The organism is Allonocardiopsis opalescens (assembly GCF_003002095.1).
GTDB classification, from domain to species: domain Bacteria; phylum Actinomycetota; class Actinomycetes; order Streptosporangiales; family Streptosporangiaceae; genus Allonocardiopsis; species Allonocardiopsis opalescens.
Genome location: NZ_PVZC01000005.1, coordinates 29544 through 51291, shown reverse-complemented (window position 1 = coordinate 51291; position 21748 = coordinate 29544). Strand labels below are relative to the sequence as shown.

Sequence of the window (21748 nt, the reverse complement as noted above, 5' to 3'; positions counted from 1 at the left end):
AGTCATGGTGACACAGCGCGGCCGATCCGCATCGGCCCGGACCCTGGCCGCCGCACTGCTGTTGGCCGCCACCGCGGGCTGCGGGGCGCTGGAGACGGCGGCCGGCAGCGTCGGCACCGACAGCAGGGAGGGCGCCATCACCGTCGAGCACCGCTTCGGCACCACCACCCTCGACGCGGTGCCCGAGCGGATCGTCACCATCGACCTCCAGTGGACCGACGTCATGCTCGCGATGGGCGTCGAACCCGTCGGCTACACGGTCGACCCCTTCATGCCGGAGTCCGGGGTGCCCTGGCAGCAGCTGCCGGCCGACGCGGCGGCGCTGCCCACCGTGGACGGCCTGCCCGTCGAGCGGATCGCCGAGCTCCAGCCCGACCTCATCGTGGGCAACCACTCCATCGCCGACGAGCAGACCTACCAGCTGCTGTCCGAGATCGCCCCCACCATCCCCGACCTCGACGAACTCCAGGTCGGGGACTGGCGGAACCTCACCAGGGCCGCCGGCCAGGTGCTCGGCGATCCCGAGGCCGCGCAGGGGGTGATCGACTCCGTCGACGGGGAGGTGGCCGCGGCCGCCGGCGAGCTGTCGGCCCTTGACGGCCGCACCTTCGCCCTGGCGCAGTACATCGTCGGCGACTCACTGGTCGTGGTCGCCGACGAGCAGGACGGGTCGAGCCTGTTCTTCCAGGGGCTCGGCATGGAGCTGTACCCGCCGGTCGCGACCGAGGGGGCGGAGACCGGCCAGCCCCGCCTGAGCGTCAGCACCGAGCGGTCCGACCTGCTCCGCGCCGACCTGCTCGCCTTCCTGGTCAACGGCGGCGACGAGAGCGACCTCGCCGACATCCCCGGCTTCGACCGGCTGCCCGGCACCGTCGCGGTACTGGACTATCCGACCATCGTCGGGCTGAACACGCCCACCCCGCTGTCGATCCCGCACGCGCTGGCGGAACTGCGCCCCTACCTGGAAGAGGTCGGCTGACCCGGCGCTCCGCTCAGTGCTCCCGGCCCGCTCCCGGCCCGCTCCGCTCAGTGCTCCCGCCGCTCCGCCGCCGCGTCGGCCAGCAGGCCCAGGCCGATCGCGAGCAGCCACACGTCCTTGCTGACGCCGATCCCCTCGGGGGTCGGCCAGACGCTCCCGGGCTTGCGCAGCGCCGGGGTGCGCAGGTAGAGCGCGACCAGGCCGGACGAGAAGCCGGTCAGCGCGGCGCCGGCCAGCGCCCCGGGCACGAAGGGCGCCAGCAGCGCCGCGCCGGTCGCGATCTCGGTGGCGGCGAGCAGGCGCAGGAAGGTGCGGGGCGGGACGCTGCGCAGGAAGGGGAAGGCGCCGGCGGCCATGCCGTGCGTTCCGGCGGCCTGCTCCTCGCCGCCGTCCCACTTCTCCAGTCCGCTGTGCAGGATGTAGGCGCCGGCCGCCAGCCGGCCGGGCGCGGTCCGCGCCTTTCGCAGCAGTTCCATCGGTCCTCCTCCACGATGATCACTTCTGCGGGCGCACTTCCCAGCGGCGCGGCGGTCTAGCCCTCGACCGCCCGTCCGGCGGCACCCCGTCCGCTCAGCCCGGGGCCTCCGGTGTGCGGGCGGTGATCCAGCGGGTGAGCATGTCGAGGTAGCCGGCCGCCAGGCGGGTACCGCCCGTCTGCACGCGGTGGTCGGCGCCCGGGACGACCTCAACGGTCAGCGTCGCCCGCTTTGAGCGGAGCGGGTGGCAGGCGGCGGCCCCGAACAGGCGGACGCTCTCGGCGACGGGCACCAGTTCGTCGGCGCCGCCGAAGACGGCCAGGTGCGGGCCGCGCAGCCGGAGCGCGTCGGGGACCGGATCGTGGTCGTTCTTGCGGGTGAGGAACGGCCACAGGCGCTCGTCCACCCGGGCCCAGTAGTGCTCCAGGAAGGCCCGGGGCCGCCCGGCGGCGCCGAGCAGCCGCTTCGCCGCGGCGAAGTCGGCGCCGACGCGGCCCGCCTCGACCAGGCGGTCGTACAGGGCGAGGGCGCGTTCGGTCTCGGCCGCGGTGGTACGGGCCCGCCCCAGCGCGCCCGCCAGCGCGTGGCGCTCCTGCACCGCAGGAGTCGTCCCCGGGCAGCCGCATGTCACCACCCAGGCCGCGTCCTCGCGCCCGGCGGCGGCGCGCAGCACGACCCAGCCGCCCTCGCTGTGGCCGAACAGGCCGACCGCGTCGGCGCGCACCCCGGGCCGGGCGCGCAGGAAGTCCAGCGCCGCGGCCGCGTCGGCGGCCAGGTCGTCCATCGTCGCCGCGCGCCAGTCGCCGGACGACTCGCCGACACCGCGCTTGTCGTAGCACAGCACCGCGAAGCCGGCCGCCGCGAGGTGGCGCCGGATCGGCGGGAAGTAGACGTCGTTGTCGCGGTCGGTGGGGCCGGAGCCGCCGACCATGACCACCCCCGGGCTCGGCGCCTCCCGGCCGGGCAGGGTCAGCGAGCCGGCCAGGCTCACCGCGCTGCCGGCGAAGCGGACGGGGCGGGCGCGGGGAGCGGGTGGCATGGCACCAGTGTCGCGCATCGACATTGAAGCTCCTGCCTGGGCAGACGCCGGCGCCGTCCGGCGGTGCGGCCGGACGGCGCCCGCGGGCCGCTGGGCGGCGCTGCGTCGAAGGGGCGGATCTCAGCGCCAGCGGATGGAGGACGCCTGGTCCTCCATCGCGCCGAGGTGCATCCGCCTGCTGTGCCAGCCCGTCTGCGCTCCGGCGTAGTTCGGGTCCTCGTAGAGGTTCGGCTCGCAGGCGTTCCAGCCCTGGGAGGAGGAGATGCGGTCGTCCCACCAGGTGTCGTAGTTGTCGATGTCGCTGATCCGGTAGGCGATGGTCGTGCCGTTCCCGCAGCCGCTGTTCCCCGTGACGTTCCAGAACTCCCCGCCCTCGTCGGGGTGCTGCCAGAAGGTCGAGATGGGCACGGACGCAACCGCGGCGGCGGGCGAGCCGTCGGCCTCCGTCAGCGCGTTCATGCGCGCGGCGAACTCCGTACTGGCCGCGGCGGTGCGCGCGTCGGCCGGGGCATCGGCGATGAGCCCGCCGGTCGCGTGGACGATCGCCTCCTGGAAGCTGTCGAAGCAGCGCACGGCCCCGGTGTCCAGGTTCAGGTTGCAGCCGCCCGCGCCCTGGGCGGGCGGCGCGGCGGCCGTCCCGGCGTAGGCGGGCGCGGCGGCGGCCAGCCCGAGGAGTACGGCGGCGGCCACCGTGATCGATCTGCGCTTGGTTCCCATGTCGTTTCCCCGTTTCGCGAACGGCCGGCCGCGACGGGTCGTCGCGGTCGGCCGCCCAGGTCTGCCTGCCCCGGAATCGTCACACGGTTCACCCGCGGTGTCCTTGGCGAGGCGTCCACGGGCCTTAACACCGAGTGCACACCCGGCGGCCGCGTCAGCCGCGGAGGAACGCGAGGACGGACCCGGTCGCGCCGATGACCGAGTGCCCGACCCCGGGCAGCAGATCGACGGTGGCGTGCGGCACACTGCCGCGCACCCGGCGGGCGGTCTCCGCGGAGTCGAGCATGGCGTCGCGGTCGCCGGCTATCACCAGCACGGGCATGGTCAGCCGGCGCAGCGCGTCGTCGGGGAAGACCGGCAGCCGCTCGGTGCGCGGCCTGAAGTGGGTGAAGGTCAGCACCAGGTGGTCGAGGAAGGGTTCGGCCTCCGGCGCGCTCAGGCCCGCGACGGAGCGCGCCGACCGGCGTATCCCCCACGGGCCCAGCAGGTTCAGCAGAAGGGTCGCGGGCAGCCAGCCGTACTTTTGCCGCCCCACGCCGCCGGGGCACAGCAGGGCCAGCCGGGTCACCCGCTCCGGCCGGCGGGTGGCGAAGTCCAGCGCCATCCAGCCGCCCAGCGAGGCGCCGACCACCGAGGCGCCGTCGATCCCGAGCCCGTCGAACACGTCGTCCAGCCAGTGCGCGTAGGCGCCGGAGGCCAGCGCAGGACGCGAGGGCGCGCTCAGGCCCGCCTCGCCGATGAGGTCGACGGCGTAGGTGCGGAAGTGCTCGGACCAGGGGCCGATGTCGGACATCCACATGGTGTTGTTCGCGCCCGATCCGTGCAGCAGCACCAAGGGCGGCGCGTCCGGCGGCCCCGAGGCGAGGACGAAGGTCTCGCCCTCGCGGGTGGGCAGGCGCAGCCGCTCGGACGGGACCGGCCAGCCGCCCAGCAGCTCCTGGTAGCGCCGCTTGAGTTCGCTCTCCCCGGCCGGGGACCGGTAGATCGCGCTCATGGCGCCAGCGCCGCGTCGACGAACTCGAACAGCCGGGCGCTGTCGCGCAGGCCGCCGAGGATGATGATCTTCAGGCGGGCCCGCTCCGCGTCATAGGCCGTCTCGATCCGCAGCGGCCGGTCGCCCTGGCCGCGGTTGGCGGCCGCGCCCATCACCAGGGTGGTGACGCGGTCGGCCGTCTCGGGGCCGACCGCGTCGATCTCCACGATGCTCGACACCTCGGTGTGCCGCTGCCGCCGGACGGTCTCGCGCAGCGGAGCGGGTACCGGGCGGCCGGTGAAGGACTCAAGGTCCTCGTGCGCGATCCGGTACTGCTTCCCGATGCGCACGGCCGCCAGCCGGCCGTCGCGCACGTAGTTGCGGACGGTGCGGACATGCAGGCCAAGCCGCTCGGCCACCTGTTCCACCGAGTAGAGATGTTCACTCATGGAAGTACTCTAAATTCCGTTAAGTGTCAGTGCAATAGGGAAGTTTGAGGAATTTAGGGAGTGATGGAGTAGGTGGGCTGAGCCGGCCGGCATCACGGCGCCGGCGCGGGTGCCCCGGCGTCGGCACGGCGCGTCCGGTGCCGGGCCCAGGCCAGCAGGGCGGCGACCGCGACCAGGAACAGCGCGTTGGACGCGTACTTGCCCGCCGCGTCGGTGCCCTCCAGCGGCGGGACCAGGAAGGCCATCACCGCGTAGAGCAGCAGCGGAGCGCCGGCCGCGGCCAGCACGTGCAGCCGCGTCCAGCCGGTGCGGCGCGACCACGACCACAGCAGCGCGCCCAGCAGCGCCAGGATCAGCACCGACAGCGCGATGCTCGGCCACGCCCAGCCGCCCGCCTCGGGCTCGCGGGCCAGCCCGTGCGCGGCCAGCAGCACGAAGGCGGCGGTGCCGACCAGCCAGGGCGGCGGCACCCGCCGCGGCGTGGCGGCGGGCCGGCGCCGGACGGCGAAGGCCGCGAGCACCAGCGCCGCCACGGCCGCGACGGTGCCGACGAGCTGCACCGGGCTGAGCTGGAAGCCGTAGGTGGCCTGGAAGTCGAAGTGGAAGTACACCGCGGTCGCGAGGTAGAGCGCGGCCACCACGGCCAGGCCGGTCCGCCCCAGCCAGGGGCGTTCACCCAGCCTCGGGGCGCAGCCCTCCACCACCGCGATCGGCGCCACGAAGCTCCAGACCATGTGCCCGCCGACGAAGACCAGCAGTTGGCTCAGGTCGACGTCCAGACCGGGCACCAGGGCCGGCAGCCGCTGCCAGTAGGGGCCGCCCTCGAAGGAGGCGTGGTTGAACAGGGCCTTGTCGATGAGGCCCGCCTGGACCAGCCCGAAGGCCGCGCCGAGCAGCAGCATGGTCGGCCAGCCCCGGCCGGTCCGGCGGGTGAGTTCGCGGATCAGCAGCGCGACGGTGCCGTACAGCGGACCGATGATCAGCAGCGTGAGCAGCAGCCCGGGCAGGTCCGCGATGCCCTGCCCGTGGTAGCCGCTCAGGTACTCCGCGCAGATCGGCGACAGGGCGAACAGCGCGAGGACCGGTCCGAGCCGCCGCGGCAGCGACGGCCGCGGGCCGACCGGGCTTTCTCTGGGAGTCGCAGACATGGCTCGACCCTAGGAACGTGCCTGGTCACGGCACAGTCGGCGATGGTCTGCCCCGTCGCGGCGAAGGATGGCGGCCGCGGTGGTCCGCGGTCGCGTCCGCCGGTCCGATCGGACCCGCTCGACGGCCCCGGGGATCGCGGATTTACTGGTGCCGACCGGCCGGGCGCGGGGCTCCGGCGCGGGACCGGGCGGCGCTACGGGGGTCGGCATGGCGGTGGGTGTGGAGTTCGATAGCGCGCGCTTCCCGGCGCCCGAGCGCTTCGCGCGGTGGCGTGAGCAGCTGTCGTCCACCTACGCGCCGCTGGAGGCGTGGAGCGAGCACGCCGAGGACTTCTGGTTCCGCGAGCGCCACATGCTGCTCGGCCCGGTTGAGGTGTGGCCGACGACCCTCCAGCCGGTGACGCTGTGGCGCACCCCCGCGATGATCCGCTCGTCCGACCCCGACGGCCTCCACCTGTCCATGCTGCTGCACGGCACGATGGAGGTCGACCGCGACGGCTGGCAGACCGTGCACGACACCGCCACCTTCAACACCAACGACACCTCGCGCGCCTGGCGGATGCGCGCCTACGGCGACGGCGGCGGTCCGATGCGGCTGGTCGGCGTGGACTTCCTCAAGGAGCGGCTCGCCCTGCCGCGCCGGCTGGTCGACCGCGCGATCGGCGCGCCGATGTCCGCACGCGACGGCGTCGGCGCCCTGCTGGCCGCCTTCCTCACCCGGCTCGCCGACGGCTCAGCCGGACTCCGTCCCGAGGACGGCCCGCGCCTGGGCGCCGTGCTGACCGACCTGGTCTCCGCCGTCTTCGCGCACACCCTGGAGGCCGAGAAGGCGCTCGCCCCGGAGGCGCACCGGCGCGCCCTGCTGCTGCGGGCGCAGGGCTTCATCCTGGCCGAGCTGCCCGACCCCGGCCTGGACCCCGCCGCGGTGGCGGCCGCCCTGCACATCTCAGTGAGCCACCTGCACCGCCTCTTCACCGACCACGGCGAGACGGTCGCCGCCTGGATCAGGCGCCGCCGGCTGGACCGGACCGCCCGCGACCTGGCCGACCCCGCCCTGGCGCACGTCCCGGTCAGCACCATCGCCCGACGCTGGGGCCTCACCCAGCCCGTCACCTTCAGCCGCGCCTTCCGCGCCGCCTTCGGCACCTCGCCCACCGAGCACCGTCGCACCGCCCTCAGCGCCGCCCGCGACGCACCGTCGCACCTGCGGAGCGGCGGGCGGTAACCAGCGGGGCACCGCCCCTCGATACGACGGGACCGCCGCCTCCTCCCAGGCCGCCATCGCCCTGGCCGCACTGGTGATGTCGCTACGACACGACGACACGCCCTAAGCGGTTCCGTCCGCGCCGGCCAGGGCGGATTCCAGCAGCAGGCGCAGCCGGGCGGGCGGCTGGACGCCGGGGACGGGCGGAGCGCCGTCGATCACCAGGGACGGGACGCCGGTGACGCCGTGCTCGGCGGCGCGGCGCCGGTCGGCGCGCAGCTCGTCGGCGTAGGCGTCGCCCGCCAGGACGGCGGCCGCCTCACCGTCCGGCAGCCCGGCCTCAACGCCCAGGCGCCGCAGGGTCTCCGGGTCCGCCACGTTCAGACCCTCGGTGTGGTAGGCGCGGAACAGCCGCTCCACCATCTGCTCGGCGCGGCCGCGGCCGGCGGCCAGCCGGCACAGCCGGTGCGCGTCGAAGGTGTTCACCGGCCGGGCCAGATGAAGATTCAGCTCCAGTCCCTCGGCGGCACCCAGCGCCCGGATCCGGGCCACCCGCTGCGGCGCCTCGGCGCCCCACCACTCGGCCATCGCCTCGGCGGCGGTCGGCCCCGGGGTGCGCGCCGCGTCGGGCGCCAGCTCGTACCCCCGCCAGACCAGCCGCACCCTGTCGCGCCCGTCGACCGCGTCCAGCGCCGCCGCGAGGCGCCTCTTCCCGATGTAGCACCACGGGCACAGCACATCGGCATAGATCTCGACCCGCATGGCCGACCTCGATTCCAGTGGCGTCCTGCGGCCGCGCGGCCGCTTCGACCACCGTGCAAGCTCAAGCGGAGTTGACGTCAAGCGGACGCGTTCCGGGAGGCCGGCGGCGGGCACACAGCCGCTCGCCGGCCGTGTGCCCGCCGCCGTGTCAGCCCGTCGGCCGTGCGGCTCCTGCACCGGGCTCGACAGGGGCGTCGAAGTCGATCCGATGGCGCTGCTCCGGGCCGAAGGTGCGTTCGGGGCGCATCGCCGTCGCGGAGAGCAGCCGCATCGCCAGCGGCATCATGGCCCTGGTCAGCCGGCCCGGTGCCTTGACCTGGTTGATCCGGGCGGCGCGGGCGGCGATCCGCTCCACCCGGGGCCGGCGCAGCCGCTCGTAGGCGGCGAAGGCGGAACCGAAGTCGGGCAGGTCGCGCAGGCAGCGGGCGAGCTGGAGCGCGCTCTCCACGGCCAGGGACGCGCCCTGCCCCGAGCTGTTGGACGGGGCGTGCACCGCGTCGCCGACCAGCACCATGCGGCCGCGGTGCCAGCGCGGCACGCTCGGCATGATGTGCGTGGAGCCGACCACGTGCAGCTTCTCCGGCCTGGTGCGCCGGACCAGCTCCCCGCCGGGGGAGTCGCCGCCGTACACCTCGCGCAGCGTGGCCAGCCACTGCTCGGGCGGGACCCGACGGGCCTCGGTGAGGCTCAGCGGCCGCCGGTGCGGCAGGTTCGCGCCCCAGCCGACCCGGCCTCCGGGCAGCGTCCAGTACAGGTAGTACGCCTGCGAGCCGAAGGCGAAGGTCATCCCGCCGGGCCCCTCGGGCAGCTCCAGGTCCACCTCGGACTCCAGGCCCACCAGCCCGGTGTGCCGCGGGCCGGGGGCCTGCGGGTCGATGAGCCGGCGGACCGTCGAGTGCACCCCGTCCGCGCCGATGAGCACGTCCGCCGTCGCCGTGCTGCCGTCGGCGAACCGGGCGGTGACCCCGTCGGCCGACTCCACCGCGTCGACCAGGCGCTTGCCGGGCACGACCGGCACGCCCAGCGCCTGCGCGCGGTCGTGCAGCACGCGGCTCAGCCGGGCCCGGTCGAGCACCCGCATGGGCGGCAGCCCCTCCAGCCGGGGGAGGGCGACGGCGCGCCGCCCGAAGGACATCACGCTTCGCTCGATCGGGGTGCCGATGGCGGCGACGGCGTCGTGCACGCCGACCGCGTCCAGTGCGGCCAGCCCGTTCGGCGCGATGGCGAGCGTGCCGCCGACGCCGTCGGCCGTGCTCGGGTACGCCTCGTAGACCGCCGCCTCGACGCCGGCCCGGCGCAAGGCCACCGCGGCCGCCGGACCGGCGATTCCACCGCCGATGACCAGCGCGGTTTCGATTCCTGCCATGACGAACTCCTGTCAGGTGTCGTGTCGACCACCCCGCGAGTCCGCCCGGCTATCGTTGTCGGTGCCACCTGTGGCCGGGGCCCGTCCCGCGGGTCGCGGTCGGAGGTTCTCCGTCCTGGCGGCGGTGCGCCAACACCGCCGCCAGGGCACTGCGTTCCTCGTCGGTCGGCGTTCCGCCGACCGGTGTCCTCGTCAGCCGGTGCCGCCGCCCCTCTCCGCGAGTTCGGCCAGGTCGGCCGGCATCTCGCCGGTGTCGTGCCAGGCCCGCCACGCGTCCAGGCCGGGGTAGCGGCCGCTGGCCAGTTCGTCCAGCAGCGACCGCACCCAGGCCGCCTCCGCCTCCCGGACGGCCAGCTCGTACTCGTCCTCGACCAGGAACAGCCGGGGGACCTCCGCGCCGTGCCGAACCAGCGCCTCGCGCTGTGCCGCGATTCCCTCCGTCAGCGCCGCCAGCCGGCGCCGCAGCAGCTCGACCACCTCGCCGGGCGGCAGCACCGCGAGCACCGAGAGTCCCGCCTTGAACCGGGGCAGCTCCGGTTCCGGCTCGGCGATCAGCTCGCGCGTCCAGTCGGCCAGCTCCGCCCGCCCCGCGCCGGTGATCCGGTACGTGGTCCGCTCCGGACGCGCCCCCTGCCGCCCCACGTCCACCGCCTCGATGAACCCGTGCCGGGCGAGATTGCGCACCACCGTGTACAGCGAGCCCCACTTGATGGCCATATCGCCGTCCTTGCCGCGCGACCGCAGCACCGACGCCATCTCGTAGGGATGCATCGGCCGCTGCACCAGCGCCGACAGCACGGCGAGCGCCAGCAGATTCCCCACCTTCCGCCGCTTGGCCATGCTCGCCCCCATTCACTCCTGAACGAGTATACGCATGCGAGTATATCAGGCAAGTGATGATGGCGTGATCACTTCCGGCAACATCTGCCTTCGCGATGACGGCCACTGCGCTGGACGGTGACGGTCCCGGCCAGAAGAGGTGCCTGTCAGGGCTGACCAGTGTCGAGAGCATCCAGTTTGGCGCGCACTCCGTCTCTTCGAGGATCTTGGAGCTCGGTGAAGATGATCAGCGCCTCACCCCACGAGTCGCGTGCCGCCTGCGGGTCGCCGGCCTCGAGTTGGGCGGTGCCAAGGCAGGACAGGGTGGCGGCTTCGCCGTGTCTGTCGCCGTTGCGACGGCGGACGATGAGCGCTTGTGCATAGCAGTCGATGGCATCCGCCAGCTGTCCGGCCGCTCTGTGGGTGTCGGCGAGATGGTGCACGCTCTGTGCCCGGCCCCACGAGAAGTCATTCAGGTCGTCGGCCAACTGCAGAGTCTGCTGGTGGCGGGCTAACGCGTCTTCGTAGCGCCCGAGCCGCTGGTACGTGTGAGCGAGATTGTGTACGGCGAGGGCCGCTCCCACTTTGCCCCAGGGTTCCTCGATCGTGTTGCAGATATCCCGCGCCCGCTCGTAGCAGTCGACGGCCGCTTCAAGGAGATCACGGTCACGAAAAGTATCACCGAGAACGTTCAGAACTATGCTTTCACCCCAGCGGTTCCCAGTCGTCCGACAGAGGCGGAAGGCTCCCTCAAGGTGCTCTTGTGCCTCCCGGTATCTACCGAGTCCGCAGTAGGCGATACCGAGGTTCGTCAACAACCATGAGCGCCCGTGCTCGTCGTTGACGTGCTCGGCTGAGGCGAGTCCGGTTCGGCAGGTGGCGATCCAGTCGTCCCAAGGCTTGCGTACGTTGAAATAGCCTGTCAGTGCAGCCGGCAGTTGCCAGGCGATCCGATGTTCACCCTGAGTCGCCGCCTGCTGGACGGCGGCCACCAGATTGGCACGTTCGGTCTCACACCACTCCATTGCCCGGCTCGGGGTCTCGAAACGCATCGCCGGACAGGGCTGGCTTGGAGCGTCGAGGTCGACTGTCGGAATGATGGGTATCAGCAGATTGCATGTCGCGTGTGCCGTGTGCAAGTACCACTCCACTAGGTGGCGTACCGCGGTTTCACGGTCGTCCGAGGTCTCCTCCGCGTCGGCACATTCCCTGGCGAAGGAACGGAGCAGGTCGTGGAAATGGTAGCGATCCGTGCCACTCCGCTCCAAGAGATGCGCACTGGCGAGGTGCTCCATTAAGCGGTGCGCCCGAGACGGGGAGATACCGCCGAGTGCTGCTCCGGCCGTAACGCTGATATCGGGGCCGGAATGCAAACCGAGTAGGCGGAACAGGCGGGCCGCTTCAGCGGAAAGTGCTTGGTAGGACCATGAGAATGCGAGGCGTACGTCTGTGGTCGGATCGCCATCGGGGGTGGCGAGTCCGTCCAATCGGTCCTGTTCCGCGGTGAGTTCATCAACGATCTGCGCCAGCGAAAGCTCAGGACGAAAGGCGGTCCGTTGAGCGACTATCCGCAGGGCCAACGGTAGGCAAGAGCAGAGGCAGACCAGTGTGGCCGCAAGGTCGAGCTCACGGTCCACCCGAGAAGGTCCGATGATGAGTCGCAGCAGATTGATGGCCTCGGTCTGGGACAAACAAGTGAGGGTTATCGGGCGGGCGCCGTTTCCCGCGACCAGACTGGGCAGGTCGCTACGACTCGTCACCACTACAAGGCAACCAGGGGAGCCGGGCAGAAGCGGACGTATCTGTTCAGCGGCCTTGGCATTGTCCAGCATGACCAGCATCTTCCGTCCGGCCAGCAGCGAGCGGTAGAGCCCGATCTTGGACTGCTCGTCCATGGGCATATCTTGTGCTGACACACCCAGCGCATCCAGGAATTGCGTCAGCACCGCAGTCGGATGCATGGGGTCATCCGGACCGTACCCACGAAGGTCCACGTACAGGTGACCATCCGGAAATCGGTGTCCGATCCGGTGCGCCCACCACAGGGCGAGCGCCGTCTTGCCGACTCCAGCGATTCCTCCGATAGAGGTGATCACGACCGCGCCCCCGTGTCCGCCTGCATCATCCAACCGCCTGGTCAGCAGATCCAACTCACGAGATCGCCCGACGAAGTCCGTGACCGCGGGAGGGAGCTGTCGCGGTATGTTCCGTTCTTCCGGCCCACCGACTACGGTGGCGAGAGCATGGTCAGTCGCTGGGTGCTCGGCTTCCCTTCCTGGATCTGTCGCCTGTGGCGCCGTATCGTGCAGGATCTGAGCGTGTAGTTCCCGTAGGCGGGGTCCTGGCACGTTGCCCTGTTCACGGTGGAGTCGGCCTGCCAGTTCTTGGTAGAGCCGCAGCGCCACGGCGGGGTTACCCGCCTGACTATGCGCTTTCATGAGGACTTCAACGGTACGTTCGTCCGCTGGGAACTCTTCAGCGGGGTAGCGGACCGCGCAGCGGGCGGATTGCTCCAGCATGGTTCGAGCCTGTCCGGCTTGCACTGCCGCCTCCGCCCACGCTGTGACAGCGGTGCGGTACTCATTGAGCAGCGACCGGATCAGCCCTGTGACCCGAAGGCGGTCAGATAAACCGGAGAGGGGGACGCCGCGCCATAATGCGACCGCCTGACCACGCAGGTCCATCGCTGCCTGATAATCTTGCCTGTTTTCTTTTCTGCGGGCTTCATCGCACAGCCAGTGGAATCGCTGAAGGTCCACCACCTCGTTGCCGCAGACGAGTTGGTAGGTTCCCGATTGCGCGACAATCCTCACGGCGCCGTTGCTCGACTCTGTCAGCCGGCTGCGGAGTTCACTGACGTATCTCCACCAGGTGTCAGGTCTCCAGCGCTCCGCGTCTGGAATCAGATCGACCATTCGTTGCCTCGGTACCGGCTTACCAAGATGGAGTGCCAGAACGGCCAGGATTCCGACCTGGGAGCGCCGTAGCTGGACAGGCCGTCCATCCACCAGTAGCTGAGACACGGGTGCGAGCACAGCGATCTCGATTCGACTACGCCCGGTTGGCGATGGTTCGGTACGGGCGTGCACGTCCTGCGGTAAGGGGTCCGAGTTGGAGTCTCCGAGAGGTGACATGATCATGATCTCCGTTTTCGACACATGTGATCGCCGACGACCGATACGGCGGAACTGATTATCGTTTCTTCTTGACGTGGCTTACTTCGTTTTCGATCGGTTTCGATCAGCCGCTACGCTCACTGCGGGCACGCGCTACGGTGACGATGGCGGCTTGAGGAACGTCACGAGGCGAGGGGACGATCGTGTCAACCCAGGACAGTCGTGAATACACCCCCTGATCCGGCTGGCGCACGGACCCATGACGAGTTGACCTCGCGTCTGGAGGCACTGCGCATATGGGCCGGGATTGAGCTGCGGGAGTTGCATCGACGTATCGTGCGGCTGCGCGACGAGCGTCATGCCGAGCAGGTCCGGTGTTCTGGAAGTGCGAGGGGTGCCCGCGCTGCCTGCAACATCCCGCCGGCGTACAGCACGGTCAGGTATACGTTTCAACCTGGCCGTACCCGCCTGAACCCTGATCTGCTCGCGGACATCGTTCATGTCGTGCTCGGTGATCCAGAATTGGTCGCCCGGTGGCGTGCCGCCTGGCAAGTGCTTTCCATGCCAGGAAGACCGACTCAGGCGCCTTCGACCGACGGATTCATCCCACCGGACTCGATCAGAGACTTCCGTATCGGGCCCTTGCAGGTGCCCTGTCAGATCGTCGAGGGTGACGGGGAGCGGGCCATCGAGGAAGAGAACGTCCGGGTGATGGTCGATCCAGTCGAGGTTGAGTTGCCGCTGGCTCTGGCTCGCGACCGCGAGAAGATCGCTGCCGAACAAGAACGCTTACGGGCGACGGGACGAGACCACGCCTGGATCGGCCTCCGGTACGCGGTCGACGACCTCGTCATCTCACGCATCGGGCCGCAGGAGCATCCGACTGTGACATTGCGGCTGAAATATTCAGATTACTACACGTTTCTTGCGACCCAGAAACCCGGATACCGTCGTCTCTACGTCGATGGTCGGGACCCGCGAAATGTTCCGAATTTTATGCGTTCGAGCTTCGGATTGAATGTCGCAATTGTCACGGCCGACGGCTGGCTCGTCGTCTCCCGGCGCAGTGACCGGCTCGGCGTAGGGAAGGGCGTGTGGAACTCATCGGCGAATGAAGGATTACACCGGGAGAAGGACTCGGTCGACGGCGCGGCGCCGAATCTGTTCCGGGCCGCCGAACGCGGGGTCCGAGAGGAACTGGGCCTCGATCCGCATCAATACAGGTTGAGACTGCTGGCCTTCGCCGCCGTGACGTCACTGTCTCAGTGGTGTGCCCTCTTCATCGGCCGTCTCTACCACCTGACGAGGGACGAGTTCATCGCGCAGGCCAGCCGCAGTATCGCCGACCGCTGGGAACATGTCGCCTTTGACTATGTGTCGTTCGAGCCGGAAGCCGTGCTGCACTACTTACTTCGCGCGGACCGGCGCGACGCGTGGGCACCGGCGGCGCCGGTGCTCTTCTACCTTTCCCTGACGTATGCCTACGGCGCTGGACAGGTGGGCGCGGCGGTGACCCGTGTTCTGTCATGGTCGGAGTAGTCCGGGGCGCCGCACGTTTATTGGATAGGGGGTCTGTCGTCTCCGCAGCGCAGGCGTGCTCTTCGAGAGCGGGCGCCGTCCAGTCTCGTCACGATGTGCCTGTGCCGGTGTTCGCGGATGACCTTCCTTCTGTGTCGAATCTGGGCGCCGCATGTTCGGTCAGATCTCGCCGCACCTAGCCGGCCAGCGCCTCGGTGATCTGGCGGGTGGTCTGGGCGGCGATGCGGGGATCGGTGGCGGCGTAGGCGGTGTAGGCGTTCAGGCCGGTGGCCAGGGCCCAGCCGCGGCCGCGCGTCCAGGTGGCGTCGTCGGTGCCGAGGGCGGTGCGGAAGGCGGCTCGGCTGCTCGGGGACATCAGGGTGAAGGCGATGGTCAGATCGCAGGCGGGGTCGCCGATGCCCAGGCCGCCGAAGTCGATGACCGCGCTGAGGCGGCCGTCGATGGTCAGCAGGTTGCCGGTGTGGAAGTCGCCGTGGAACCAGACCTCCGGCCGGTCCCAGCCCGGGGCGCTCAGGGCCGCGTCCCACAGCCGGGTCATGGCCGCGGCGTCGAAGACGCCGGCCAGGGCGGCGATCGCGGCGCGGGTCGCGCGGTCGCGGGCGGCCAGCGGCGGGTGGGTGAGGCCGTCGCCGGCCGGCGGGACGCCGGGAGTGAACCGCTGGAGGGCGGCCAGGAACTCCGCCAGTTCGACGGCGGCCGCGGTCGAGTCGGCCAGCGCCTGGACGGTCGCCACCTCGCCGTCCAGCCAGCGCGACACCGCCCACGGCCAGGGATAGCCGAAGGCCGGTTCGCCGACCGCCACCGGAACGGGGATCGCCAGCGGAAGGTGCGGGGCGAGCCGGGGCAGCCACTCGGCCTCCTTCACGGCCTGCCCGATGGCGCCGGCGTGGCGGGGCAGCCGAACGGAGAGTTCCGCGCCGAGCCGGTAGATGACGTGGTCGGAGCCGGCCGGGTCGAGCCGGCTCAGCGGCAGCCCGGCCCACTGCGGGAACTGCGTGTCGACCAGACGCCTGGCCAGACCGGCGTCGATAGGGACGTCCACAGCGGCTCCCGTGCTCAGGCCCGCTCGTGCGGCGGGCGGCCAGAGCCATCACAGTGCGCCGCGGCCCCGCCTGTCGACCGGATTTCCGGGCCGCGCGGGCGGGCCCCGCTACCATCGCGGCTGTGCCGCCACGGGCGGCGCCCGCCGGGCCGAGTGGCCGGACCAGGAGGAAGACATGCGGAAGCTCGTTTCCGGGCTGTTCGTCTCGCTCGACGGCGTCGTGGAGTCGCCGGACCAGTGGCAGTTCGCCTTCGACGAGGAGATGGGCGCCGCCCTGACCGAGACGCTGCAGACCGCCGACACGGTGCTGCTCGGCCGGGTGACCTACACCGCGTGGGCCGGCTACTGGCCGACCGTGACCAGCGGCGAGGACCTCGGCTTCGCCGACTGGATCAACGGATCGCCCAAGTACGTCGCCTCGACCACGCTCGACACGGTCGGCGGTTGGGCGAACAGCACCCTGATCCAGGGCGACCTGGCCACCGCGGTCAACCGGCTCAAGGCGGCGGAGGGCGGGACGATCGCGGTCGCCGGCAGCCCCGGGCTCGTCGCCTCCCTGCTCGACCAGGGGTTGCTGGACGAGCTGGTGCTGCTGATCCACCCGGTGGTCGCCGGCCGGGGCCGCAAGCGGCTGTTCGCCGACGACACCCCGCTCAAGCGCCTCGAACTGGTCGGCGCCCAGCCGACGAGTAGCGGCGTGGTCATCACGACCTACCGGCCGCTGCGCTGACCCCGGCGGAACCCCGGACGGCACGGCCGGATCACCCGTGCCCGGCCTTGACGGCGCCGCGGACGGCGGCCAGGAGATTGGCGGCTCTGAGGTCCGGCACGCCCTCGCGGACGTGGTTCATGACATAGCCGAAGGCCAGGCCGGTGGCCGGATCGGCGAAGCCGAGCGATCCGCCCATGCCGGGGAAGCCGAAGGCGGTCGGGCTGTACCAGAAGGCGTCGGGCGTCGGCAGGCCGAAACCGGTGCCGATCCGCACCGGGATGCGCAGGACTCGGTCGGTGCCGCGGACCTGCTCGGCGGTGGCCGCCGCGAGGGTGCCGGGCGAGAGCACACGGTGCCCGTCGACCTCGCCGATGAGCGCGGCGTAGCAGCGGGCCAGGGCGCGGGCGGTGCAGATGCCGTTGGTCGAGGGCATCTCCGCGGCCTGCTCGGCGGGGTCGTTGTGGTCCAGCGGCGGCGAGACGACCGTCAGCGAGCGCACGCTGAGCGATCCGGGATCGGTGAAGGCGCGCACCATCTCGCGGACGGAGTCGGGGAGCGCGTCCAGGTCGGCTCCGGCCGGGAGCGGGGCGGGCGGGCCGGTGACGATCCGGCTGACCCGGTGGTGCTCGGACTCCGGCAGCCCGATCCACAGGTCGAGTCCGAGCGGTGCGGCGATCTCCTCGGCGAGGACGGTGCCGAGACTGCGGCCGGTGGCCCGGCGGACGACCTCGCCGACCAGCCAGCCGTAGGTGAGGCCGTGGTAGCCGTGCTCGGTGCCCGGCTCCCAGGCCGGGCGCTGGGCGGCCAGCGCGGCCGCGACCGGATGCCAGGCGACCGCCTCCGCCGGGGTGACCGGGTGGTCGAGCACGGGCAGTCCGGCCTGGTGGGTGAGCAGCCAGCGGACCGGGATCCGCTCCTTCCCGTTCGCCGCGAACTCCGGCCAGTACGCCGCGACGGGCGCGTCCAGGTCCAGCTCGCCCCGCTCGGCCAGCAGGTGCGCGCAGGCGGCGGTGATGCCCTTGGTGGTGGAGTAGACGACCTGGAGTGTGTCGCGCTCCCAGCGGCGGCCGGTGTCGGGGTCGGCCAGCCCGCCCCACAGGTCGACCACCTTCCGCCCGTGCAGGTAGACGCCGACCGCGGCGCCCACCTCGTGGTGCTGGGCCAGATTGGCCGCGAAGGCGTCGCGGACCCCTTCGAACCCCGGAGCGGTCTCCCCGCCGATTTCGGGCATGCGCCATCGCCTTCCGTGCTCGGGTATCGCGCCGGAGAGGGTCAGCCGCGCCACTTCTGCATGAGCCAGGCGCAGATCTCCGGCTCGGTCATTTCGGGGAACTCCCCGGCGAACTCGGCGAGTGCGCGCAGGGCCTCGCCCCGGTCCAGGCCGCGCTCGGCCGCCGCCTTCAGGTACTCCTGGCGCGCGGCGGACGGACGGCCGCCGCCGGCGCCGCGGCCGGGCAGGCCCTCACGCCACCGGACGATCTCCGCCAGCCGCTCGGCCCGCCAGCCGGGGGCTCCGTCGACCTCGACGTCGGGCTCGGGGAAGGGGTGATCGGAACCGCTGGGATGGCGGGAGCGCCACTTGTGCACCGCGTGCCGACTCACCCCCAGCGCCGCGCCGATACCGAGAACACCGAGGAAGTGCTCCGTCATGGTGCACCGAACCGCCTGCGCGCCTCCTCCATGGGCTTTTACTACCACGCCCGACGCACACGCCGGGTCGGGCTTACCGTCTGACCTTGTCTCTGACATTGACGACGTTAGCGCGCATGTCGAACATCGTCAACAGGCGAGACGATGTTTCGGATCGGATGGACGGCGAGCCTGTCGGCGACTGCCGACGGAGGTCGACTCCGGCGCTTCGACCGGTTCCCGTAGGCACTTCCGAAAGTTTCGACGGTGGCCTAGAGTGCGGAGTCAATCACGAAGCGCGATAAGGGGATGATCTCGATGACGCATGGAAAGCGCTTACCTTGATCCCTTGAACTGAGGAGAGTCCCATGACCGAGCGGACTATGCGCTCCACCGTCCGACCTGCCCGCCGGCGGTGGACGCACCGGATGGGTGCGGGCGCCGTCGCGGCGGCCGCCGTGCTCGCCCTCACCGGCGCGACCGGCCTCGCCGGCGCGGGCGAGGCGGCCGCCGAGGTGAGCGCGCAGCAGACCAGCTGCGAGCCCTTCGCCGCCATCGACCAGGGCAGGTACTGGATCAACAACAATCTGTGGGGCCAGGACAGCGGCACCGGCAGCCAGTGCATCCAGGACCTCTACACCAGCGGCGACACCATCGGCTGGCGCACGAACTGGCAGTGGTCCGGCGGACAGTCCAGCGTGAAGTCCTTCTCCAGCGCCGTCCTCGGCTGGCACTGGGGCTGGCGCAACAGCGGCACGGGTCTGCCCGTGCAGCTCTCCGCCGGCCGCGCCGTGCCCTCCAGCTGGGACTTCTCCGTCCAGCCGAGCAACCCGGGCACGATGAACGTCGCCTATGACCTGTGGCTGCACGACCGGCCGGACCCGACCTGGGAGCACAACCCCACCGACGAGATCATGATCTGGCTCTACACCTCCGGCGGAGCCGGGCCGCTCGGCCAGCGGGTGGGCACCTTCACCGTCGAGGGCGCCCAGTGGGACCTCTACGAGGGCAATATCGGCTGGAACGTGTACTCCTTCGTCCGCCGGGGCAATACGCAGTCCGTCGACCTCGACCTGAGCGCCTTCACCCGGTTCTTGGTGCAGCGCGGTGAACTCGACCCCCGCAAGTACCTGACCAGCGTGCAGGCGGGCACGGAGGTCTTCACCGGCCAGGGCGCGCTGGAGACCTCGGCCTACCGCACCACCATCGGCTGAGCGGCCGAGGGCCCGACCGGATGGCGGCTCCCGCGGCGGCTTCGCGGGAGCCGCGCCCGTCTCCACACGCACGCCCGCCCGCGGTACCGATCCGCGCCGGCCGGTGGCGGGCGGCCCGGAGGGCGGGGGACCGCGGCCCGCGCGGTCATTCGGTGGGGCCGGAGTCGTCGAGCGGATGGATCTGCGCGGCGGACTCGATGCCGTCCTCGTGCAGGAGATGGCGCATAGCGACGATGTCGACGTAGGCCGAGTCGAGCGGGTGGGTGATGAGGCGGGACAGCGCGGTGCCGTACTTGGCCATCGAGCTTCTGCCCGGAATGAAGATCGACAGTTCCTCGCGGGCTTCGAAGGTCTGCAGTTCGACCTCGGCGGGCAGGGCGGCCGCGGCCCTGTCGTCGGCTACCACGGGGAGCTTCACCAGCCAGTGCGGCCCTTCCATGGTGAGGCTGCGGCGCTTCTGCTCGGTGGTCTCCATGGCCCAGGTGCGCCAGGGCGTTCCCGCGACCGTGGCTCCGCACGATTCCACGGTGGCGACGAGCTCCTTGACCGTGGCGGTGACGGCGGCGTCGACCTCGGCCCAGTCGTACTGGGTGCGGCCGGCCGACAGGCCGGGCACGAGCTTCGATACCACGGTGGCCGCGGGCGTGCGGCGCCGGCGCACCTCGGGCCAGGAGCCGAGGAACTCGCGGGCATCGCTGAGCGCTTCGTCCTGGGCCCGCCGCCGGCGCTGTATCTCCTCCTCGTGCTGCGCCAGCAGTCCGGCCGCGGTGTCGGGCTCGTCCAGGGCGCGCCGGACGAGCTTGACGCTCATGCCGGTGGCGCGCAGGACGGTGATCAGCATGGCCTGCTCGACCTGGTCGAAGCGGTAGGAGCGGTAGCCGGTCTGCTCGTTGACCTCGGCCGGGACGAGCAGCCCTTCGGAGTGGTAGAACCGCAGCGTCTGCGGCGACAGATGACACATTTCACTGAACTCGCTGATGAGCAACATGGGTCCATGGTCGGGCCTGCAGCAGCCACAAGGTCAAGCGGCTCAGCGGCGGAGCACGGCGAGCAGCGGCTTGACCGCCAGCAGCTCCCCGAAGCGGTGGTCCCGGGTGGGACGGAGCCGGGCCGCCACGGCGGGCGCCTGCTCGCGCAGGTAGCGCCGCCCCTTGCGGGCGTGGAAGGTGTTGGAGGCGATCTTCACGACCGGGAAGGACTCGATCAGCGGCAGCGAGTAGCGGATGTTCTCCCAGGTGGTGGTGGCCTGCTCCTCCAGGACCACATCCGCCGGATCGACCCCGAGGACGCCGACCGCGTACTCGGCCATCACGGCCGCCTCGGAGCGGCGCGTGCTCGGCCGGCCGGGGCTGCGGCCGGTGAACACCAGCACGCTGCGCTCCGCCCGCGGATCGCGCGAGCGCACCGCGATCCTCACCCGGTAGCGCTGCACGAGACCCGGCCGGTCGCCGCGGCCGCTGGGGAAGCCGAGCACGACGATCGCCTCCGCGCCGCACCCGGCCGCCGCCGCGGCGGGGTACTCCTGCCGCGAGGCCCGCCGGTTCGCCCATTCGCCCCACAGCAGCACGGCACCGGCGGCGGCCGCCGCCGCGAAGAGCAGCCGCCTGCGCGCCGGACTCATGCCCCCTCCTCCCGCCCGTCGCGGAACGCCCGCCTGAGATGGGCGGCGATCAGCGCGTAGACCTCGCGGGCCGCGCGGGCATCGCTCAGATCGTAGGCGTGGTCGGCCCGCGGCACCTCGCGGTGCTCCAGCAGCGCCCCCGCCCGGCGCAGCCGCTCGGCGTAGCGCACGCCTTCGGCGCGCAGCCGGTCGTACTCGGGCGTGATGACCAGGGCCGGCGCGATCCCGCCGAGGTCCGCGGTGTCGGCCGGGCCGGCCGGGGAGACCAGGCGGTCGGCCCGCACGGCCGGGTCAGGCACGTAGGAGGCGTCGAAGACCTCGCCCATCCAGGGGCGCAGCATCGGCCTGGCGATGGCCGCGGACTTCTCGCCGGGCGGTGTCACCAGGTCGAGCGGCGGATAGTTCAGCACCTGCACGGCGATCGCCGGCCCACCCCGCTCCAGCGCCTGGCGGGCCACCGCCGCGGCGAGCGCGCCGCCCGCGCTCTGGCCGCCGACCGTGAGCCGTCCGCCGTCCCATCCGTGTTCGGCGCCGTGCCCGGCGACCCACTGCACCACCTCGAAGACCTGGCGGCACGGCGCGGGGAAGCGGTGCCGCGGCGCGAGGGCGTAGTCGACGTTCACCACGACGGCACCCGCCTCGGCCGCCAGGTACCGGCACAGCGGGTCGTCCAGCCACACTCCCGGCAGGACGAAGCCGCCGCCGTGGAAGTTGACGTGGACCGGCGGACGCGGCTCCCCACCGCCCGGCCGGTAGACGACCGCCGGCGCGGGCGCCACCGACGTGGGGATTACCAGCTCACTGGTGTCGCCCGGGAACTCGGGGAACCTGGCCGCGCCGCGCCGAGCGGCCCCGCGGGCTGAGAGCGCGGCCAGGCCCTGCATGGCCCGCGCCACGGCGGCGGCCACCCGGGGCCTGCCGAGCACCGACATGTCTCCTCCAG

The 21748-nt window shown here is 71.7% G+C and carries 21 protein-coding genes; 5 read left to right on the top strand and 16 right to left on the bottom strand.

The features are described from left to right. The first annotated feature begins 4 nt into the window (after positions 1-4). Positions 5-979: an ABC transporter substrate-binding protein gene (locus CLV72_RS17185; RefSeq protein ID WP_106247268.1), complete on the top strand. Its 975-nt coding sequence runs from the start codon at positions 5-7 to the stop codon at positions 977-979. A 47-nt stretch (positions 980-1026) separates the two neighbouring features. Here CLV72_RS17185 and CLV72_RS17180 read toward each other — a convergent pair whose 3' ends face one another. From CLV72_RS17180 to CLV72_RS17155, 6 genes are all read right to left on the bottom strand, one after another. Then, entirely contained in the window at positions 1027-1455 is a 429-nt protein-coding gene (locus CLV72_RS17180) for a DoxX family membrane protein (RefSeq protein WP_106247265.1), read from the bottom strand. 94 nt (positions 1456-1549) lie between these two features. After that, the gene (locus CLV72_RS17175) at positions 1550-2494 is read right to left on the bottom strand and encodes an alpha/beta hydrolase family protein (protein WP_106247263.1); all 945 of its coding nucleotides are present in this window, start codon (positions 2492-2494) and stop codon (positions 1550-1552) included. Positions 2495-2614: 120 nt separating this feature from the next. After that, on the bottom strand, positions 2615-3211 hold the full coding sequence (locus CLV72_RS17170) for a hypothetical protein (RefSeq protein ID WP_106247261.1): 597 nt from the start codon (positions 3209-3211) through the stop codon (positions 2615-2617). A 154-nt stretch (positions 3212-3365) separates the two neighbouring features. Continuing rightward, on the bottom strand, positions 3366-4205 hold the full coding sequence (locus CLV72_RS17165; RefSeq protein ID WP_106247259.1) for an alpha/beta fold hydrolase: 840 nt from the start codon (positions 4203-4205) through the stop codon (positions 3366-3368). Further along, positions 4202-4633 carry a helix-turn-helix domain-containing protein gene (locus CLV72_RS17160; RefSeq protein WP_106247257.1) on the bottom strand — a complete coding sequence of 144 codons (432 nt, stop codon included), beginning with the start codon at positions 4631-4633 and terminating at the stop codon, positions 4202-4204. The genes CLV72_RS17165 and CLV72_RS17160 overlap by 4 nt, the downstream gene beginning before the upstream one ends. A 92-nt stretch (positions 4634-4725) precedes the next feature. After that, positions 4726-5781 (bottom strand): hypothetical protein, encoded by a 1056-nt coding sequence (locus CLV72_RS17155; RefSeq protein WP_106247255.1) that lies wholly within the window; start codon positions 5779-5781, stop codon positions 4726-4728. A 220-nt stretch (positions 5782-6001) separates the two neighbouring features. Between CLV72_RS17155 and CLV72_RS17150 the strand changes: the two genes are divergently transcribed. Next, positions 6002-7006: a helix-turn-helix domain-containing protein gene (locus CLV72_RS17150; RefSeq protein WP_170141010.1), complete on the top strand. Its 1005-nt coding sequence runs from the start codon at positions 6002-6004 to the stop codon at positions 7004-7006. 102 nt (positions 7007-7108) lie between these two features. Here CLV72_RS17150 and CLV72_RS17145 read toward each other — a convergent pair whose 3' ends face one another. From CLV72_RS17145 to CLV72_RS17130, 4 genes are all read right to left on the bottom strand, one after another. Then, positions 7109-7747 carry a DsbA family oxidoreductase gene (locus tag CLV72_RS17145; protein ID WP_106247249.1) on the bottom strand — a complete coding sequence of 213 codons (639 nt, stop codon included), beginning with the start codon at positions 7745-7747 and terminating at the stop codon, positions 7109-7111. A 148-nt stretch (positions 7748-7895) separates the two neighbouring features. Then, complete coding sequence (locus tag CLV72_RS17140) at positions 7896-9113, bottom strand: FAD-dependent oxidoreductase (RefSeq protein ID WP_106247246.1); 1218 nt, start codon at positions 9111-9113, stop codon at positions 7896-7898. A gap of 192 nt (positions 9114-9305) precedes the next feature. Next, entirely contained in the window at positions 9306-9953 is a 648-nt protein-coding gene (locus CLV72_RS33675; RefSeq protein WP_106247243.1) for a PadR family transcriptional regulator, read from the bottom strand. A 146-nt stretch (positions 9954-10099) separates the two neighbouring features. Beyond that, positions 10100-12847 (bottom strand): AfsR/SARP family transcriptional regulator, encoded by a 2748-nt coding sequence (locus tag CLV72_RS17130; RefSeq protein WP_170141009.1) that lies wholly within the window; start codon positions 12845-12847, stop codon positions 10100-10102. A 423-nt stretch (positions 12848-13270) separates the two neighbouring features. On the opposite strand from CLV72_RS17130, the gene CLV72_RS17125 reads away from it, so the two are divergent. After that, the gene (locus CLV72_RS17125; protein ID WP_146159466.1) at positions 13271-14587 is read left to right on the top strand and encodes a hypothetical protein; all 1317 of its coding nucleotides are present in this window, start codon (positions 13271-13273) and stop codon (positions 14585-14587) included. A 175-nt stretch (positions 14588-14762) separates the two neighbouring features. Here CLV72_RS17125 and CLV72_RS17120 read toward each other — a convergent pair whose 3' ends face one another. Next, the gene (locus CLV72_RS17120; RefSeq protein WP_245930272.1) at positions 14763-15629 is read right to left on the bottom strand and encodes an aminoglycoside phosphotransferase family protein; all 867 of its coding nucleotides are present in this window, start codon (positions 15627-15629) and stop codon (positions 14763-14765) included. Positions 15630-15804: 175 nt separating this feature from the next. On the opposite strand from CLV72_RS17120, the gene CLV72_RS17115 reads away from it, so the two are divergent. Next, positions 15805-16359: a dihydrofolate reductase family protein gene (locus CLV72_RS17115; protein WP_106247232.1), complete on the top strand. Its 555-nt coding sequence runs from the start codon at positions 15805-15807 to the stop codon at positions 16357-16359. Positions 16360-16390: 31 nt separating this feature from the next. On the opposite strand, the gene CLV72_RS17110 is transcribed toward CLV72_RS17115, so the two are convergent. Both CLV72_RS17110 and CLV72_RS17105 read right to left on the bottom strand, forming a co-directional pair. Continuing rightward, positions 16391-17572 carry a serine hydrolase domain-containing protein gene (locus CLV72_RS17110; protein ID WP_106247229.1) on the bottom strand — a complete coding sequence of 394 codons (1182 nt, stop codon included), beginning with the start codon at positions 17570-17572 and terminating at the stop codon, positions 16391-16393. 41 nt (positions 17573-17613) lie between these two features. Next, a complete protein-coding gene (locus tag CLV72_RS17105) occupies positions 17614-17991 on the bottom strand; it encodes a hypothetical protein (protein ID WP_106247226.1) in 378 nt (125 codons plus the stop codon). Positions 17992-18338: 347 nt separating this feature from the next. On the opposite strand from CLV72_RS17105, the gene CLV72_RS17100 reads away from it, so the two are divergent. Continuing rightward, on the top strand, positions 18339-19184 hold the full coding sequence (locus tag CLV72_RS17100) for a GH12 family glycosyl hydrolase domain-containing protein (RefSeq protein WP_211302918.1): 846 nt from the start codon (positions 18339-18341) through the stop codon (positions 19182-19184). Between the two features lie 145 nt (positions 19185-19329). On the opposite strand, the gene CLV72_RS17095 is transcribed toward CLV72_RS17100, so the two are convergent. From CLV72_RS17095 to CLV72_RS17085, 3 genes are read right to left on the bottom strand one after another with little or no spacing between them, the layout of a single operon-like run. Next, entirely contained in the window at positions 19330-20172 is an 843-nt protein-coding gene (locus CLV72_RS17095) for a MerR family transcriptional regulator (protein ID WP_106247220.1), read from the bottom strand. A gap of 42 nt (positions 20173-20214) precedes the next feature. After that, positions 20215-20805: a YdcF family protein gene (locus tag CLV72_RS17090; RefSeq protein ID WP_106247218.1), complete on the bottom strand. Its 591-nt coding sequence runs from the start codon at positions 20803-20805 to the stop codon at positions 20215-20217. After that, positions 20802-21731, bottom strand: a complete 930-nt coding sequence (locus CLV72_RS17085) for an alpha/beta hydrolase fold domain-containing protein (RefSeq protein ID WP_245930271.1) — start codon at positions 21729-21731, stop codon at positions 20802-20804. Before CLV72_RS17085 ends, CLV72_RS17090 begins: the two co-directional genes overlap by 4 nt. Positions 21732-21748 lie beyond the last annotated feature (17 nt).

Bases quoted from the DNA above. Each gene is read 5' to 3' on its own strand.
- CLV72_RS17185 (WP_106247268.1), top strand. From the start codon at position 5: ATGGTGACACAGCGCGGCCGATCCGCATCGGCCCGGACCCTGGCCGCC.
- CLV72_RS17180 (WP_106247265.1), bottom strand. From the start codon at position 1,455: ATGGAACTGCTGCGAAAGGCGCGGACCGCGCCCGGCCGGCTGGCGGCC.
- CLV72_RS17175 (WP_106247263.1), bottom strand. From the start codon at position 2,494: ATGCCACCCGCTCCCCGCGCCCGCCCCGTCCGCTTCGCCGGCAGCGCG.
- CLV72_RS17170 (WP_106247261.1), bottom strand. From the start codon at position 3,211: ATGGGAACCAAGCGCAGATCGATCACGGTGGCCGCCGCCGTACTCCTC.
- CLV72_RS17165 (WP_106247259.1), bottom strand. From the start codon at position 4,205: ATGAGCGCGATCTACCGGTCCCCGGCCGGGGAGAGCGAACTCAAGCGG.
- CLV72_RS17160 (WP_106247257.1), bottom strand. From the start codon at position 4,633: ATGAGTGAACATCTCTACTCGGTGGAACAGGTGGCCGAGCGGCTTGGC.
- CLV72_RS17155 (WP_106247255.1), bottom strand. From the start codon at position 5,781: ATGTCTGCGACTCCCAGAGAAAGCCCGGTCGGCCCGCGGCCGTCGCTG.
- CLV72_RS17145 (WP_106247249.1), bottom strand. From the start codon at position 7,747: ATGCGGGTCGAGATCTATGCCGATGTGCTGTGCCCGTGGTGCTACATC.
- CLV72_RS17140 (WP_106247246.1), bottom strand. From the start codon at position 9,113: ATGGCAGGAATCGAAACCGCGCTGGTCATCGGCGGTGGAATCGCCGGT.
- CLV72_RS33675 (WP_106247243.1), bottom strand. From the start codon at position 9,953: ATGGCCAAGCGGCGGAAGGTGGGGAATCTGCTGGCGCTCGCCGTGCTG.
- CLV72_RS17130 (WP_170141009.1), bottom strand. From the start codon at position 12,847: ATGGTCGATCTGATTCCAGACGCGGAGCGCTGGAGACCTGACACCTGG.
- CLV72_RS17115 (WP_106247232.1), top strand. From the start codon at position 15,805: ATGCGGAAGCTCGTTTCCGGGCTGTTCGTCTCGCTCGACGGCGTCGTG.
- CLV72_RS17110 (WP_106247229.1), bottom strand. From the start codon at position 17,572: ATGCCCGAAATCGGCGGGGAGACCGCTCCGGGGTTCGAAGGGGTCCGC.
- CLV72_RS17105 (WP_106247226.1), bottom strand. From the start codon at position 17,991: ATGACGGAGCACTTCCTCGGTGTTCTCGGTATCGGCGCGGCGCTGGGG.
- CLV72_RS17100 (WP_211302918.1), top strand. From the start codon at position 18,339: ATGACCGAGCGGACTATGCGCTCCACCGTCCGACCTGCCCGCCGGCGG.
- CLV72_RS17095 (WP_106247220.1), bottom strand. From the start codon at position 20,172: ATGTTGCTCATCAGCGAGTTCAGTGAAATGTGTCATCTGTCGCCGCAG.
- CLV72_RS17090 (WP_106247218.1), bottom strand. From the start codon at position 20,805: ATGAGTCCGGCGCGCAGGCGGCTGCTCTTCGCGGCGGCGGCCGCCGCC.